The organism is Phenylobacterium sp. (assembly GCF_019636135.1).
In the GTDB taxonomy this organism is placed as follows: domain Bacteria; phylum Pseudomonadota; class Alphaproteobacteria; order Caulobacterales; family Caulobacteraceae; genus Phenylobacterium.
In genome coordinates this window covers 1-15,382 of the sequence record NZ_JAHBYD010000015.1, presented here as the reverse complement: position 1 = coordinate 15,382, position 15,382 = coordinate 1, and the positions used below count along the sequence as shown (strand labels likewise).

Annotated in this window: 12 protein-coding genes; 5 read left to right on the top strand and 7 right to left on the bottom strand. The window is 71.3% G+C overall.

The window, feature by feature from the left end; translation table 11 throughout:
* Positions 1-105: 105 nt before the first annotated feature.
* Positions 106-1,008: a hypothetical protein gene (locus KF737_RS11860; RefSeq protein WP_296454689.1), complete on the top strand. Its 903-nt coding sequence runs from the start codon at positions 106-108 to the stop codon at positions 1,006-1,008.
* A gap of 224 nt (positions 1,009-1,232) precedes the next feature.
* Here the strand turns inward: KF737_RS11860 and KF737_RS11855 are convergent, their stop codons facing one another.
* The 3 genes from KF737_RS11855 to KF737_RS11845 all read right to left on the bottom strand — a co-directional run bounded on the left by KF737_RS11855 (position 1,233) and on the right by KF737_RS11845 (position 3,966).
* Positions 1,233-2,327 carry a hypothetical protein gene (locus KF737_RS11855; RefSeq protein WP_296454687.1) on the bottom strand — a complete coding sequence of 365 codons (1,095 nt, stop codon included), beginning with the start codon at positions 2,325-2,327 and terminating at the stop codon, positions 1,233-1,235.
* Positions 2,328-2,601: 274 nt separating this feature from the next.
* Positions 2,602-3,051 (bottom strand): DUF6152 family protein, encoded by a 450-nt coding sequence (locus tag KF737_RS11850; protein WP_296454686.1) that lies wholly within the window; start codon positions 3,049-3,051, stop codon positions 2,602-2,604.
* Positions 3,052-3,102: 51 nt separating this feature from the next.
* Positions 3,103-3,966 (bottom strand): hypothetical protein, encoded by an 864-nt coding sequence (locus tag KF737_RS11845; protein ID WP_296454684.1) that lies wholly within the window; start codon positions 3,964-3,966, stop codon positions 3,103-3,105.
* Positions 3,967-4,110: 144 nt separating this feature from the next.
* On the opposite strand from KF737_RS11845, the gene KF737_RS11840 reads away from it, so the two are divergent.
* Positions 4,111-4,731 (top strand): TIGR02466 family protein, encoded by a 621-nt coding sequence (locus tag KF737_RS11840; protein WP_296454683.1) that lies wholly within the window; start codon positions 4,111-4,113, stop codon positions 4,729-4,731.
* Positions 4,732-5,250: 519 nt separating this feature from the next.
* Here KF737_RS11840 and KF737_RS11835 read toward each other — a convergent pair.
* The gene (locus KF737_RS11835) at positions 5,251-6,897 is read right to left on the bottom strand and encodes a M28 family metallopeptidase (RefSeq protein ID WP_296454681.1); all 1,647 of its coding nucleotides are present in this window, start codon (positions 6,895-6,897) and stop codon (positions 5,251-5,253) included.
* Between the two features lie 220 nt (positions 6,898-7,117).
* Here KF737_RS11835 and KF737_RS11830 point away from each other — a divergent pair, with 220 nt between their 5' ends.
* On the top strand, positions 7,118-8,287 hold the full coding sequence (locus KF737_RS11830; protein WP_296454680.1) for an NF038122 family metalloprotease: 1,170 nt from the start codon (positions 7,118-7,120) through the stop codon (positions 8,285-8,287).
* Positions 8,288-8,300: 13 nt separating this feature from the next.
* Here the strand turns inward: KF737_RS11830 and rpoD are convergent, their stop codons facing one another.
* Complete coding sequence (gene rpoD, locus KF737_RS11825; protein ID WP_296454679.1) at positions 8,301-10,235, bottom strand: RNA polymerase sigma factor RpoD; 1,935 nt, start codon at positions 10,233-10,235, stop codon at positions 8,301-8,303.
* Between the two features lie 452 nt (positions 10,236-10,687).
* On the opposite strand from rpoD, the gene KF737_RS11820 reads away from it, so the two are divergent.
* Positions 10,688-11,533 (top strand): tetratricopeptide repeat protein, encoded by an 846-nt coding sequence (locus KF737_RS11820; RefSeq protein WP_296454677.1) that lies wholly within the window; start codon positions 10,688-10,690, stop codon positions 11,531-11,533.
* Positions 11,534-11,763: 230 nt separating this feature from the next.
* Here the strand turns inward: KF737_RS11820 and KF737_RS11815 are convergent, their stop codons facing one another.
* Positions 11,764-12,474, bottom strand: a complete 711-nt coding sequence (locus KF737_RS11815; protein WP_296454676.1) for a hypothetical protein — start codon at positions 12,472-12,474, stop codon at positions 11,764-11,766.
* A 78-nt stretch (positions 12,475-12,552) separates the two neighbouring features.
* Here KF737_RS11815 and KF737_RS11810 point away from each other — a divergent pair, with 78 nt between their 5' ends.
* On the top strand, positions 12,553-13,251 hold the full coding sequence (locus KF737_RS11810) for a response regulator transcription factor (RefSeq protein ID WP_296454673.1): 699 nt from the start codon (positions 12,553-12,555) through the stop codon (positions 13,249-13,251).
* Here the strand turns inward: KF737_RS11810 and KF737_RS11805 are convergent.
* Positions 13,202-14,986, bottom strand: coding sequence for a hybrid sensor histidine kinase/response regulator (locus KF737_RS11805; protein ID WP_296454672.1), 1,785 nt, complete (start codon positions 14,984-14,986; stop codon positions 13,202-13,204). The genes KF737_RS11810 and KF737_RS11805 overlap by 50 nt on opposite strands.
* Positions 14,987-15,382 lie beyond the last annotated feature (396 nt).

Here is a 15,382-nt window from a genome sequence, read left to right as displayed (position 1 = left end):
TTTCAAAGTTTAGCTCCGCCACTGCGGAATCCGGGCTGAGCTTTGGAGGGAACCCGGCCCAAGCATCTCCGTTTGATGACTTCGAACGATGTTGAGGGAACCGTCATGAGCATGAACTACGATGGCGACAAGCCGATCACCGAGCAGGACGGCGTGATGTTCGCCGCCACGCCCGCGTGGGAACGTGGCCGCAAGCGCCGCGGCCTCGGCCCGAAGAAGGCGCCGCGCACGGCGGCGGCGACCCCCGCCGTGGCGCCGGAACCCCGCACCTTCGCCGCCGAACGCGAAGATCCGATGGCGCGGAACGCGCCGCTTCGCCGGCCGGTGGACCGCGTCGACCAGACGACCGCCTACGCGATGGGCCCGGCCGCTGCGACGCCGACCATCGGCGAGACGCTGGAGGCCGAGGACGCCGGCCTGGCGGCGCCGATCCATCGCCCCTCGGCGCACAGGAACTCGGCGAAGACGGGCGTGAAGACGGGCGGGGTGAGCCCGGCCGCGATCACCGCGGGCGCCGTGGCGGTCATCGTCGCGGGCGGCATCGGCATGTTCGCCATGCGTGGCGGCGACGGCGGCGTGCCCGAGCTGACGCCGGGCGCCACGACGACCCGTGAGATCGCCGCGGCGCCGGTGGAAGCGCCGCCGGCCGCGCCGACCCTCGGCCAGCGGGCGGAGAACATCCTGCCCGAACGGGCAGCCCGCCGCCGGCCCCGGCCGCGCGTGAGGCCAGCCGCGCGCCGCGCCCCGGGTCCGCCCGGCGCGGCCACGCGCGAGACCAGCGGCACGAACGCCAGCGCGGCGATCCCCGCGGGCCCGCAGCCGTACTCGACGCTCAGTCCAGGCGCCGCGCCGTCGAGCGTGAACCCGGCCGCGCCGCCGCTGATCACCCTGCCGCCGGCCCAGGCCGCGCCCGCGCCGGAGCCGATCCCGAGCCCCCCGCCGGTCACCTCGACCGAACCGGCCACGACGTCGCCCACGGCGCCGGAAACCACCACGCCGCCGCAGTAGGCGATCTGCTGAGGTCGCGCGGAACTGCGTTGGCGCGCGGCAGCGCCGTTTGATTCAAACCACGGAAAACACAGAAAACACGGAAGGCGGCGGATCCCGCAGAGTGGAGTGCGCCTGTCGGACCCTTGGTGACCTTGGTGGTCTTGGTGGTGGAAATCAGGGACGCCTGCGGCGCAGGCCGCGCCGACAGGTTGGCGCGCGCCTGAGGCGGCCGGGATGACGATCTACGGCTGCGAGCCGGCGGGCGTGGCGGTCTTGGCCTTGGCGGCTTCGGCTTCCTGCTGGCGGGCGCCGGCGAGCATGCCGGGGAGCGCGTAGTTGCCCTCGTGGCAGGCGTATTCGTAGATCACCCCGTTCTGCATCGGCGAGAACTCGTACTCGCCGCCCCAGGCCGCGTCCCAGATGGCGGGGTCTTCGACCTTGAAGCCGTAGTGCAGGCGGTTCTTGCCGACGCGGGTGAAGCGCTCGGTCACCTTCAGGTCCTTCCACGAGCCCATGAACTGCTGGGCGGCGGGGATGTTGGTGGTCTCGACGACCAGGGTGTCGCCCTCCCACCAGCCGATGGAATCGCCCATGTAGGGCCGCACGCCGTCGGTGCGGTGCTTCGAATTCAGGCGGACGACCCGGTAGTCGTGGACCATCTCGACCTCGATGAGGATCGCGTCGGGCGTCTGCAGGATCTGGTAGTTGTTGTTGTAGAAGCCGTTGGCGAACATCGGCGGGCCGGCGTTGCGGCCGAACGACAGGATGCAGCGTTCGCCCATCGACCGCTGCTCGGGATTGTCGAACGAGCCCAGGCCGCCGCGGAAGCCCTGCTGCGCCGGGGCGCCGGCCTTGCGGGCGGGCGGCAGGCCGTTGGGCGTGGTGAGGAGCGAGGTGCGCGGCTCGCCGTTCACGCGCATCACGTGGTTGCCCGGATCCAGCCAGCCGCGGTCGTAGCCGCCCACGTCGCCGCCGGCCGCGGCGAACTCGGGACGGATGTTGGCGGTGGCCTTCTTGGGGGCTTCGGCGCCGGCGTTCGGGTCGGTGGGCTTGTTGCCGTCCTCGACCTCCTGCTCGACGGCCGCCTCCATCTTCCTGACCTCGTCCTCGGTGTAGGTCGCGCGGCCGTTCACCGTGGGCGAGCGGGTCATCGGGGTCAGGCTGGCGTTGGTCCAGAAGCCCGAGAGGTCGGGCTGGCCGAAGGCGTTCCTGGGCGCCTTGAAGGCCGCGGCCGGCGCGGCGGGCTTGTCGGCGGCGTGCGCGAGCGGGGCCAGGGCGGCGGCGCTCAGCAGGGTGGCGCCCATGAGGACGACGGGGGCGATGGCGGCGCGGGTCACGAGGCAGTCTCCCAACAGGCATGGCGCCGCTCTCCCGGCGACGCGTCATACCGCTTTTACGACTGCCGGCGTTGCGGGGCAATTGCGGCGCCGCAACATGCCACGGCGAAGGACGCGCTTCGCGCCGACAGGCCGCGAGGCGGCGCCCGCCGAGTCAGGGAACCGCGGAATACGTAGGTCCTCGGCCAGGAGTCGCCGCGCCGCGGCGTGGCGGACGCGCACGAAAAAGGGGAGCCGCAGGGCTCCCCTTTCCGTATCCGGTGTTGCGCTCGGACTATTTCTCGCTCGCGTCCGCGCCGTCGCGGGGCGCGCCGGTGCCCGACGAGCCCATGAAGATCTTGCGGCCGTCGGGGAAGGTCACGTCGCGGCCGTTGGCCTTGCAGGCCGGGCGGCAGAGCTTGTCCTTCGACTGGTAGCCGCGGACGATGATCTCGGTCCCGGCCTTCAGCGAGTTGCGGTCGATGCCGGCGCGCAGCAGCGTGTTGGGCGTGCCGCCCTCCACCATCCAGTCGGTGGTGGTGCCGTCCTTGTTCACGTTGGCCACGTGGACCCAGGCGTGCGGGTTGATCCACTCGACGCGGGTGACCTTGCCGCGCAGCAGCACGGGGGCCTTGCCGTCGAACTCCGCGGCGAACGCGTGGTGCGCCCAGGCCGCGCCGCCGGCGGCGGCCACGCTGAGGGCGCCCGCGATGGCCCCCGCGACGATCAGCTTCTTCTTGTCCATCTTCGCCTCCAAACGCCGGATGGTCGTCTATCCCAAAAAGGCCGTCCGGCCCTACTTCAGCGGCTCTTTACGCAGGTCACCGTACATCAGTTCCTCGACGAACTCGACGCACTTGAACTGGTTCAGCCGCGCATCGTCCCCCAGCCGCTTGTAGAGGTTGAAGCTCATCTTCCACGGCCTGGTGAAGGTGTCGGGGTCGGTGATCGTCGCTTCGTAGCGGACCACGCCCGGACCGGTCGGCGTCCAGCGCTCGACGACGGTCATCTGGTCGGAGTGGTGGTTGCCGGCGCGGTCGAACCAGGTGCGGTCGTTCATGCCGGTGACGGTGATCACCAGGGTGTCGCCGTCCCACTTGGCCACCGACTGGCCCATCCAGCTATCCACCGGCGACGGGCCGGGGTCGGTGAAGAGGATGTTGCGCACCGCGCCCGCGTACTCGTACGCGATGATCATCGACTTCTCGGACTGGAAGATCTGGAACGGCAGGTGCATGTAGTTCGCCCGCGGCACGCCCGGCAGGTAGCACTTCACCTCGGGGTCGCGGTCCAGGTAGTTCGCGCGGTTCTCGTCGCGCGCCTTCCGGGCGTCGGCCGTATAGGGGATCTCGCCGCCTTCCACGATGCCCAGGCCCGCGGGCACCGCGCCCACCGCGCCCAGCGCCACCACCGCCTTGGCCGGCACCGGCACGAACGGGCCCGGGCGCAGTTGCAGCGCCGCGCGCGCGGCGTGGGGCTCGATGTCCCAGCCGGCCGAGTTCATGACCTGCCAGACGCCGTTCAGGTCGGGATGCTTGCCGTCGGGGCCGCGCGGGGCCTTGTAGGCGGCGGCTGCGGGCTTCCTGGCCTGCGCCTGCGCGGCGGCCGGCGCGGCGGCGACGAGGCCCACCACGGCCAAGGCGGCTACGAACCTGATCATCTCTCCACTTCCCCCAATGCTCGCCGTTCGCCCGGGCGAGTTGTTATGACGCCAACCTAAACAACGTTCGCATACCGCGCCACTGGCCCCCGCGGGGAGCCGTGGCGTTTTGAGAAACCGGTGGGCTGGTTTAAGCCGCCCGTCATGACGCTGCGCCCGCTCTTCGTCACGCCGGTCTACGAAGCCAGCCTTACAACAGACCGTAGCTTCGAAAATTTCAACGCCGAGATTTTGGAGGCCTGCCAGGAACTTGCCGCCGAGGACGCGGCCGGCCGCGCCTGGTGCCGCGCACACGCGTACGGCGGGTACACCTCGTACGGCTCACTCGACGACCTGCCCCGGCGCATGAGCGTGTTCGCCGAGTTGAAGCGCAAGCTGGACCGCCACGCGGCGCGCTTCGCCGATTCGCTGCATCTCGACCTGCGCGGCGGGAAACTGCGGCTGGACAGCCTCTGGGTGAACGTCCTGAAGCCCGGCGCCGGGCACTCGGGCCACATCCACCCGCACAGCGTGATCTCGGGCACGGTCTACGTCGAGACGCCCAAGGGCGCCTCGGCGCTGAAGCTGGAGGATCCGCGCCTGCCGCTGATGATGGCCGCGCCCACCCGCCGCGCCGACGCGCCCGAGGACGCGCAGGCCTTCGTCTACCTGCAGCCCGCCCCCGGCACGCTCTACATGTGGGAGAGCTGGCTGCGCCACGAGGTCCCGCCCAACCAGGCGAAGGCCCCGCGCGTCTCGGTCAGCTTCAACTACGGCTGGCGGTAGGGGGCGGTCCCTCACGCGCGGTCCTTTCGTTCGACCGGATGAGGATGCGCGAGGGCGCCGCCCGCAGCCATGACCGCAGGCGACAATCCCTTGGCCGGGCGTTGCAGGCCCAGGGTCCGGACCCGATACCGCTCATCCCGGCCGGAGGGCCGTATTCGGCCCGTAGAGCCGGGACCCAGGGGCTTCAAGCTCGGCGCCCGGTCCTCCTTGAGGGCCATCGCATATGGCTTGTGGGCGGCTTGTCCGCCCGATTCTGAACCGCAGAGACCGCGGAGATGCGCAGAGAAGCTCGCGGATCCACCGGAATCCTCCGCGTATCTCCGCGATCTCTGCGGTTCGACTGACGGCCTTTCGGCCGCCCGCATCCATATGCGATCGCCCTGCCCTTGCGGGGAGGGGCTAGGGGTGGGGTGCTCGCCTTCGATCGCTGCGCCGACACCCCCACTCCCAAACCCTCTCCCCGCACGGGGGAGAGGGCTTTGCCGCCTCTCGCCCACCCGCCGCAATCACTCACAGGCTCTAGTGGTCGGCGATCGCCGCGGGCCTGGCGAACTTCGTCCCGAAGAAGTCGCCCTTGTTCCAGAGCGGGCGCTGGTCGAGGTCGGCGAGTTCGCGGGTGATCTCGTAGTTCAGGCGCGCGAACTTGGCGCCCGCCGCGTAGTCGATGGGCTGGTTCAGGTCGTCGCACGGGCGGTGGTAGCAGCCGGCCAGGAAGCCGCGGAACTTCGCCTCGCCGCCGTTCTGGAAGCCGGTCATCAGGAAGACCGCCGGCACGCCCGCCTCGACGAACCGGTAGTGGTCCGAGCGAGTGAAGTTGCCCTCCTCCGGCAGCGGGTCCGGCGACACCGCCACGCCCATCCGCGCCGCCGCGCGCCGCACGGCCGGCCCCACGCCCGACCGGTCCGAGCCGAACGCCACCACGTCGGTGAAGTCGTAGAGCAGGATCGGCATGTCGAGGTCGACGTTGGCCACGATCGTCCCCTGCCCCGCGATCGGGTTGCGCGCGAAGTATTCGGCGCCCAGCAGGCCCTTCTCCTCGCCGGTGACGGTCAGGAACAGGATCGAGCGGCGCGGGCGGCGGCCCGACTCCACGAAGGCGCGGGCCACTTCCAGGGTCGTGGCGACGCCGGCGGCATTGTCGAGCGCGCCGTTGTTGATCCCGTCGCCGTTCACCGGCGGGGTGACGCCGATGTGGTCCAGGTGGGCGGAGAGCACCACCACCTCGTCCTTCAGCTTCGGGTCCGAGCCCTCGATCATGCCGGCGACATTGGCGCTCTCGATCGTCCGGGTCTCGGCGTGCAGCGTCACGTCCAGGTCGCCCGGCAGCGCGAAGCGCGGCGGATCGCCCCCGGGCTTCTCAGCGGCGGCGACGACGTCGGCCCAGGGCTTCTTCGCGCCGGCGAACAGCTTCTGCGCGCCCGCGACGCTGATCGAGCCCAGCGCGGGGGCCCCGGGCGCGACGTCGAAGGGCGTCCCGTCGGCCTGCCGCCAGGTCATCGACCACGACTGCCAGGTGCGCCTGCCCTGGGCGAAGGGACGCCGCCGCTCGTCGCTGGGGAGGCTGAGCGAGATGACGCCGACCGCGCCGCGGGCGGCGGCGGCGGCGCGCTTCGTGCGCGCGTTGGCGTAGTAGGCCCGCTCCTCGGTCTGGAAGGCGGACGGCGCGCCCGAGAGCACGAGGACGATCTTCCCCTTCACGTCCAGGCCCCTGTAGTCGTCGCGGCCGCGCTCGGGCGCCACGACGCCGAAGCCCACGAACACCAGCGGGGCCGAGACCGCCAGGTCGTCCACCGACGACAGCCGGCCCGGCAGCACATCCTCGCCGAACACCAGCGGGGTCCGGGCGCCCGACCTGTCGCGCAGCACGTAGCGGCCCTCGTCCTTCGGCCGCACGGCGACCAGCGGCACCGGCTGGAACCAGCCGCCGTCCGCGCCGGCCGGCTTCAGGCCGAGCTGGGCGAACTGGCTGGCCACATAGTTCGCCGCGATGTCGAACCCCGGCGAGCCGGCCTCGCGCCCCTGCAGCAGGTCCGAGGCCAGGAAGGCGATGTGGGCCTTCACGCGCTCGGCCGAACGCGCGGCCTCGGCGGACGCCGGCTGCGCCGCGGCGGGCCAGACGGCGGCCAGCGCCAGCACCGACCCGGCCAGGACCTTCAACACGCGCATCGAGCCTCCCCGGACTTCGCCCACATCTAGCGCATCGTCGCGGCGCCGCGCCACCGGAGCGGTCCGCGCGCGGCCAGGCCCTTGGGCAGGCGCGGACCTGGCGCTCGCCAATTCGGCGAACGGTGTTGACGGAACGAGGAAAGGGCGCTCAGCCTTCGGTTATGTCGCGCCCACCTACAGTTGCGGGCGCAACCTCGAAATCGGGTCTGGGGAGACTCCAATGCTCAAGTCCAAACTGAAGACGACCTTGCTCGTCGGGTCGGCCGCCGCGGCGATGGCCGCCTCGACCCCCGCCAGCGCGCTGGAGATCGTGCTGCACGACATCGGCGGCGTGACCGGCAGCCGGGCCGAGCAGGGCTTCGTCATCGCGGCGAAGTACTGGGAGTCCGTGCTCACCAACAACGCCGTCGTGCATATCAACGTCGGCTACAGCGACCTGGGCCCGAACGTGCTGGGCTCGACCGGCTCGAGCCTGCTGACCTTCGTGCCGATCGCCGACTACTACGACGCGCTGGCCTTCACCGGGACCAGCGCCCTCGACGCCCTGGCGGTCGCCAACCTCTCGCCGGTCAGCGGCAGCGGCAGCGTCAACGTGCTGGTGCCGAACTACAGCGACGCCGGCGCCCAGACCGGCGCCGTCACCGGCGAGTCCCGCGTCGCGCCGGACGGGCTGGAGATCAGCAGCACGATCGCGCTGACCTCGGCCAACGCCAAGGCGTTCGGCGTCGACTTCGGCCCCGACTTCATCGACGCCGAGATCCAGTTCTCCAGCCAGTTCGCCTTCGACTTCAATCCGCTGAACGGCATCGCCGCCGGCCGGTACGACTTCATCGGCGTGGCGATCCACGAGATCGGCCACGCCCTGGGCTTCGTGAGCTCCGCCGACGACTTCGACTTCATCGCCGCCATCGGCTACGACGGGCCGGTCGACGACTTCTGGTGGGGCTATGGCCTCGACCTGTTCCGCTACACCAGCGCGGGCCAGCTCGACTGGCAGGCCGACGTGCCCGCCTACTTCTCCATCGACGGCGGCCAGACCGCGCTGATGGACGGCTACTTCTCGACGGGGTCCTTCACCGGCGACGGCAACCAGGCCTCGCACTGGAAGGAGCCCAACCAGGCCACGCCGTGCCTGAACTTCCGGGGCATCATGAACCCCTACATCTGCGGCGGCACGGGCGATGCGGTGACCGGCCTGGACCTGGCGCTGTTCGACGCCATCGGCTGGAACCTCAACGTCGACGTGCTCAACGGGAACTACCACTTCACGACGGCGCAGGCCTACCAGGCGTTCGGCGTGCCCGAGCCCTCGACCTGGGCCGTGACGATCCTGGGCTTCGGCCTGCTGGGCGCCGCGATGCGCCGCCGCCGGGCCGCCCTGGCGCTCTGACGGCCCTGGCGCTCTAGCTGTCGAGGAAGCTGCGCAGCTTCCGGGACCGGCTGGGGTGCTTCAGCTTGCGGAGCGCCTTGGCCTCGATCTGGCGGATGCGCTCGCGGGTGACGCTGAACTGCTGGCCCACCTCCTCCAGGGTGTGGTCGGTGTTCATGCCGATGCCGAAGCGCATGCGCAGGACGCGCTCCTCGCGCGGCGTCAGCGACGCCAGCACGCGCGTGGTCGTCTCGCGCAGGTTCGACTGGATGGCCGCGTCGATGGGCAGGACGGCGTTCTTGTCCTCGATGAAGTCGCCCAGGTGGCTGTCCTCCTCGTCGCCGATGGGCGTTTCGAGGCTGATCGGCTCCTTGGCGATCTTCAGGACCTTGCGCACCTTCTCCAGCGGCATGGCCAGCTTCTCGGCCAGCTCCTCCGGCGTCGGCTCACGGCCGATCTCGTGCAGCATCTGGCGGCTGGTGCGGACGATCTTGTTGATCGTCTCGATCATGTGCACCGGGATGCGGATGGTCCGCGCCTGGTCGGCGATCGAGCGGGTGATGGCCTGCCGGATCCACCACGTCGCATAGGTCGAGAACTTGTAGCCGCGGCGGTACTCGAACTTGTCGACCGCCTTCATCAGGCCGATGTTGCCCTCCTGGATCAGGTCCAGGAACTGCAGGCCGCGGTTGGTGTACTTCTTGGCGATGGAGATCACGAGGCGCAGGTTGGCCTCCACCATCTCCTTCTTCGCCTGCCGGGCCTCGCGCTCGCCCTTCTGCACCGTCTGGACGATGCGGCGGTAGTCGTCGATCGGCACGCCGGTCTCGGTGGCGAGCGCGGCGATCTCGCTGCGGATGTCGCCGATCTGGCCGCCGTCGTTCTCGGAGAACTTGGTCCAGCGGACGCCCAGCGCCTTCACCTGGAGGGCCCAGTCCGGGCGCATCTCCTGGCCGAAGTAGGCCTTGAGGAACTCGGTGCGGCTGATGCCGTAGCTGTCGGCCAGGCGCAGCAGGCGGCCTTCCAGCACCATCAGGCGCTTGTTGATCGCGTAGAGCTGCTCGACCAGCGCCTCGATGCGGTTGTTGTTCAGCTTCAGGGTCTTGAGGTGCTGGACGATGACGCCGGTCGCGGCCTGATAGGCGGCGCGGTCCTTGTCGCCGAGGTCCTCGCCCTTCAGCTTCTGGCCGACCAGCTTCTCCTGCAGCAGGCGGAAGGCCTCGAACTCGGCGGCGATGGCGTCCAGGGTGGCCATCACGCCGTCGCGCAGCTCGGCCTCCATCGCGCTGATGGTGGGGCCGGCGCCGTCGTCGAAGTCGTCGTCGCTCTCGCCTTCGCCCTCGGGCTTCTCCTCACCGTCGGCTTCCGCCTCGGCCTCCTCGGATTCGGCTTCCGCGGGCGCCGCCTCGACCGCCGGGTTCTGGCCGCCGTAGGTCTGTTCGAGGTCGATCACCTCGCGCAGCAGGATGCGGCCGCCTTCCAGCTCCTCGCGCCACACCATGATGGCCTCGAAGGTCAGCGCGCTCTCGCAGAGGCCGCGGATCATCGTGTCGCGGCCGGCCTCGATGCGCTTGGCGATGGCGATCTCGCCCTCGCGGCTCAGGAGCTCGACCGAGCCCATCTCGCGCAGGTACATGCGCACCGGGTCGTCGGTGCGGTCGTAGGCGGGCTCCTTCGTCGTCTCGACGACGGCGCTCTCCTCGCGGACCACGACTTCGCCGCCCTCGGCGTCGTCCTCGGACTCCACGACGTTGACGCCCATCTCGCTCAGCATGGCGAGGGTGTCCTCGATCTGCTCGGAGGTGACCTCCTCGCTGGGCAGGACCTTGTTCAGCTCGTCCATCGTGACGTAGCCGCGGGTCTTGGCCTGCTTGATGAACTTCTTGACCGCCGCATCCGTGAGGTCGAGCAGCGGGCCGTCGCCGGTGGTGGTCTCGGGGGCTTCGGTCTCGGCCGTGTTTGCGCTCATCTAAATCTCCGAATCGGCGTGCCGCCCCGGTCAGGAGGCGGGCCGAAGATGGTGGCCGGCGGCCCGGGATCGAATGGTCGCGTCAATACGACCCACAGCCCGCCGAAATCGTTCCCGTGTCTGCTCTTGCGCGCCGGTGGATACGCAGCCCGGCCTTGTCCGGACGCCGCATGCAAGACGCAGCCGCCGGGCACGATCCCGCGGCCTTTGCAGGCGTCGTCGGCCTCGGAGGGCGCGACCACCGGGATTTCCGCACAGCGAGGGAGACATCTTCATCCGCGAAGGGGGCGCGCCCGTCGAACGCAGCGGCCCAATGATGTCTGTCGTTTGCGCGCTAAATCCGCATCGCGGCAGATGGCGCGGGACTCGGGCGCTGTCAACCCGGTGTCATACCCGAAACGTAAGCCCGCGATTGCTTTCGCACCCCGGTCGAGGTGACATCCCGCGCTCAGATGTCGCAGCGCCCGCCGCCCACCGCCCCGCGCCCGGCCACCGTCGAGGCCGCCCTCGACGGCGCGGCCGAGGCGCTGCGGGCCGGCCGGCTGGACGAGGCGGAGCGGCTGGCCGCCCACGTCCTGAAATCGCGCCGCGCCGACGCCCGCGCCGCCCAGGTGCTGGGCCAGGCGCTGCTGCTGCAGGGCCGTCCCGCCGAGGCCGCCCGGGCGATCGGCCCGCTGGCGCGGCGCAGCGCCGATCCGGTGCTGGAGACCCTGCTGGCCCGCGCCCTCGACGACTCCGGCCAGGGCGACGCGGCGCTGGCGCAACTGCGGCAGGCGACGACGCGGCGGCCGGCCTATCCGCTGGCGTTCCTGGAACTCGGCGACACGCTGGGCAGGGCAGGCCGCCTCGACGAGGGGGCGGCGGTCTTCGAGGACGGCTTGGCGCTCGCGCCCGATGCGCTGGTGCTGAAGGTGGGCCTGGGTTTCCTGCGCCTGCAGGCGGACGACCGGGCCGCCGCGCGCCGCCTCTTCGCCGAGGTGCGCGCCGCCGACCCTGCGCGGCCCGACGCGATGATCGGCCTGGCGCGCGCCGCCGCCCTCGACGGGGCGTTCGCCGAGGCCGCCGACCTCTACCGCCTCGTCCTCGCCCGCCAGCCCCGCGACGCGCAGAGCCGCATCGGCCTCGGCAAATGCCTGCTGGAGCTGGGCGACCGCGCCGCAGGCGAAGCGGCCCTGCGCGAGGCCGCCCGCCTGGGGCCCGACGCCGCCGGCGCCGCGGTCAACGCCCTGGCCGCCGTCCCCCACGGCCGCGCCTTCCTGCGCCCCAGCGACGCCGAACGGTTCCTGAAAGGCCGCTAGAAGCTGTTAGGGGCTGAGGCTGGTCGGCGAGAGGCAGCAAAGCCCTCTCCCCCTTGCGGGGAGAGGGTTTGGGAGTGGGGGTGTTGGCGCAGCGCTCCAAGGCGAGCACCCCCACCCCTGGCCCCTCCCCGCAAGGGGGAGGGGAAGCTGTGGGAGATGTTTATCCAGAGTTTCAATCTCTTATTCCGGCTCGTGAGCGCCGTCTGAAAGACCTCAGTTCCTAACAGTCTCTAGGCCCGGAACCGCTTGCGGTACACGCCGCGCTCGCGGCGGATGTCGGCGGTGAGCGCCTGGGCCGCGACCGCCTCGGCCTCGCCCATCACGCCGATCTCCGCGCGCCAGCGTTCGCGGCGCACCGGGACGCACTGCGCGACGGGCGTGCCCCTCGGCAGCACGCCGCGGAAATCCGGGTCGCGCCAGTGGGCCGGGAAGTTGATCCAGGCATCGGTGTAGCGGTCGCAGTCGACCATCCCGGTCAGGGTCGTGAACGGCAGGTCGAAGCGGTTCGCCGGATGCGTGAAGAGGAGCGCGTAGCCCTCCGGCGCCTCGATGGTCCAGAGGTTGTGGAACTTCACGACGAAGCGGTCGGGATCGTGCAGCGGCGTGCCCGCCACCGCGTCCGGATGGTGGAACGACAGCGGCGAGCGCGGCCACGCCGACGAGCCGCCCGCCGGCAGGTCCAGGTCCCAGGTGAACCGGCCGTCGGCGACCTCCACGTCGCAGATCAGCGGGATCAGGAAGCCGCTCGTCATGGCGTCCACGAACGGCGGGCAGCGCTTGACCGTGTCGTCCTCGCCGCCCGCGAACTCCGAGACCAGGTGCGCCGGCATGGCGCGCAGCCAGTCGGGCAGGCCCTGCGCGGCGGGCGCAGGCGGCGGGATGCGGCCCTCCAGCCCGGCCGGGCATCGGAACCTGAGGGTCCGCGCGCTGTCGTCGCTCATCCGCCGGCCCTCTCGCCGCGTATCGACCAGGCCTGACTGGATAGCGGCGCCCGGGCCGCCGGCAAACGGGATAACGTCGTGACCGACCCTTGCGTCGCCTGGCCGACGCGCCGCAACCTCCGCGCCATGAAGCTGCTGGTGGTCGACGATCACGTCATGGTGCGGCAGGGCCTGGCCGCCCTGCTGGACGGGCGCGGCGCGGCCACCGCCGTGATCCAGGCCGGCGACGTCGCCGGGGCCCTGGCGGCCGTGCAGGCCAACCCCGACCTGGAAGCCGTGCTCCTCGACCTCAACCTGCCGGGCGTCGGCGGCATGGGCGCGATCGGCGAGATCGGGCGCCTCAGGCCCGACCTGCCCGTGGTCATCCTCTCGTCGTCGGAAGACCCCGAGGACGTGCGCCGCGCGCTGGACCTCGGCGCCCTCGGCTACGTGCCCAAGTCGGCCAGCCCCGAGACCCTGATCTCCGCCGTGCAGATGGTGCTGGCCGGCGAGGTCTACGTGCCGCCGCTGCTGGCCAACGCCCCGCCGCCGCCGCCCGGCATCGCCGAACTGACGCCCCGCCAGCGCGAGATCCTGGCCGCCGTGGCCCGCGGGCTCTCGAACAAGGACATCGCCGTCCAGTTCGGCCTCTCCGAGAAGACGGTGAAGGTCCACGTCGGCGCGATCTTCCGGGCGCTCGCGGTCTTCAACCGCACCCAGGCGGCCAACGCCGCCGTGGCCGCCGGCCTCATTCCGCGGCCGCCGCCGGGACCGGGACCCGGGCCGCCTTCCGCCTGATCAGGTGGGTCACGGCCGCCCGCAGCCGCGCGTGGCTGAGCGGCTTGTGCAGCAGCAGATAGCCGCTGTCCTGCGCCTCGCGGATGCGGTCGGGCGAGGTCTCGCCGGTCACCAGGATCGCCGGCACCTCGACGCCCACCGAGGCCTGCACCTTGCGCACCGCCTCCAGCCCCGTCTCGCCGTCGCGCAGGCGGTAGTCGCAGATCACCACGTCCGGCGCGCCCCGGCCCTTCAGCGCCGCGACGCCCGCATCGCCGCCGGGGGCGGCGATCACCACGTGGCCCCAGCTCTCCAGCAGCGCCGTCATCCCGGCCCGGATCGTCTGCTCGTCGTCGATGGCCAGGATGAAGCCGGTGCGCAGGTCGCCGACCGCCGGGCGGCGCGGCGCCGGCGCCTCGACACGGGCCGCCGCGCGCGGCGCCAGCACCCGGAAGGTCGTCCCCTCGCCCACCCGGCTCTCCATCTCCAGCGGATGGTCGAGGATCGCGGTGAGCCGCCTCACGATCGGCAGGCCCAGCCCCAGGCCCTTGGCGCGGTCCCGGTCGGGGTTGCCGACCTGGTAGAACTCCTCGAACACCGCCTCGTGCAGGTCGGCCGCGATGCCCGGCCCGGTGTCGCGCACCTCCAGGCAGAAGCGGCGGCCCCGCCGGCGGCAACCTACGATGATCCAGCCCCGCTGGGTGTAGCGCACCGCGTTGCTGATCAGGTTGCGCATCACCCGCTCCAGCAGCACCGGGTCGCTGCGGACCCAGGCGGTGGTGGGCGCCAGCACGATGTCGACGCCCTTGGCCTCGGCCTCGGGCTCCAGTTCGCGGCAGATGCGGGCCAGCAGCGGCTGCACCGGCAGCGCCACGGGCCTGCTCTCGATCACGCCCGCGTCCAGCCGCGAGATGTCCAGCAGCGAGCCGAAGAGGCCGTCCAGCGCCGCGATCGAGGCGTCCATCTGGTCGACCAGCTCCACCGTCCGCTTCGGCAGGCGGTGGCTGCGCATCGCGCCGATGAACATGCCCAGCGCATGCACGGGCTGGCGCAGGTCGTGGCTGGCGGCGGCCAGGAAGCGCGACTTCGCCAGGCTCGTCTGCTCGGCCACCTGCTTCTGCGCGCGCAGGTCGTCGGCCAGCGCCACGTTCTCGAAGCGCAGGGTCAGCGCCTCCTCCAGGCTGGCGTTGAAGCGCCGGCCCATCGCCGCCACGCTGGGCAGCCACAGCCCCAGCAGCACCGCGCCGGCGATGTGCAGGGTGTCGCCCTGGAGCAGCAGCCACGGGATCACCGAGAGGAACGGCACGAAGAAGCTGTAGAGCGCCGGGCGGAACGATCCCGCCGAGCCGATCACGCCGTAGGTCCCCACCACCATCGCCGCCAGCACCAGGGCCTGGAGGTCGACGCGGTCCGGCGCCAGCAGGAAGGGCAGAACCGCCGCCCAGGTCAGGCCGCTGACGATGCAGCCCGCCGTGGCGCGCCAGCCCCACCTGGCCCAGTCGGCGACCGGCGGCTTCGCCCTGAAATAGGCGCGGCGCACGCCCAGCCGCACCGTCGTGTGGAACGCCAGGAAGCCCAGCCAGATCGCCGCCGCCAGCGGCGTGAGCGTCTTCTCCCAGACCAGGATGCCGCCCAGCGTTGCGGCGACCAGCATCGTCGAGAAATAGGTGGAGCCGTCGGCGTAGAGCATGCGCACCTGCTCGGCCCGCACGATGTCGGTGAGGCTGTGCCGCTGGATGCTGGTCTCGTCGCTCATGGGCCGACCCCTCCCCGAGCCCGACCGTCTCCCCGGGATTGTCGCCGAACTCCGGTCACAGGGCTACAGCCGCGCTGGCGGACGTCCGGGCATCCGCCAGCGTAGGGCCCCGCGCCGGCCCGCGGAATCGGACGGAAGTCCTACGACTTTGGTCTTAGAGCGGGTTGGGAACCGAGGGTCTTCCAGACGGCGCTCACGAGCCGGAACAGGAGATTGAAACATCTCATCGCTTCCCCTCCCCCGCCGGGCAGGGCCATCGCATCCGGATGCGGGCGGTCGAAAGGCCGTCAGTCGAACCGCAGAGATCGCGGAGATACGCAGAGGCTTTCCCCGTTTGTCATCCCGGTTTCGCCGCAGGCGAAGACCGGGACCCAACCCTCCGGTGCGTCGATGGTT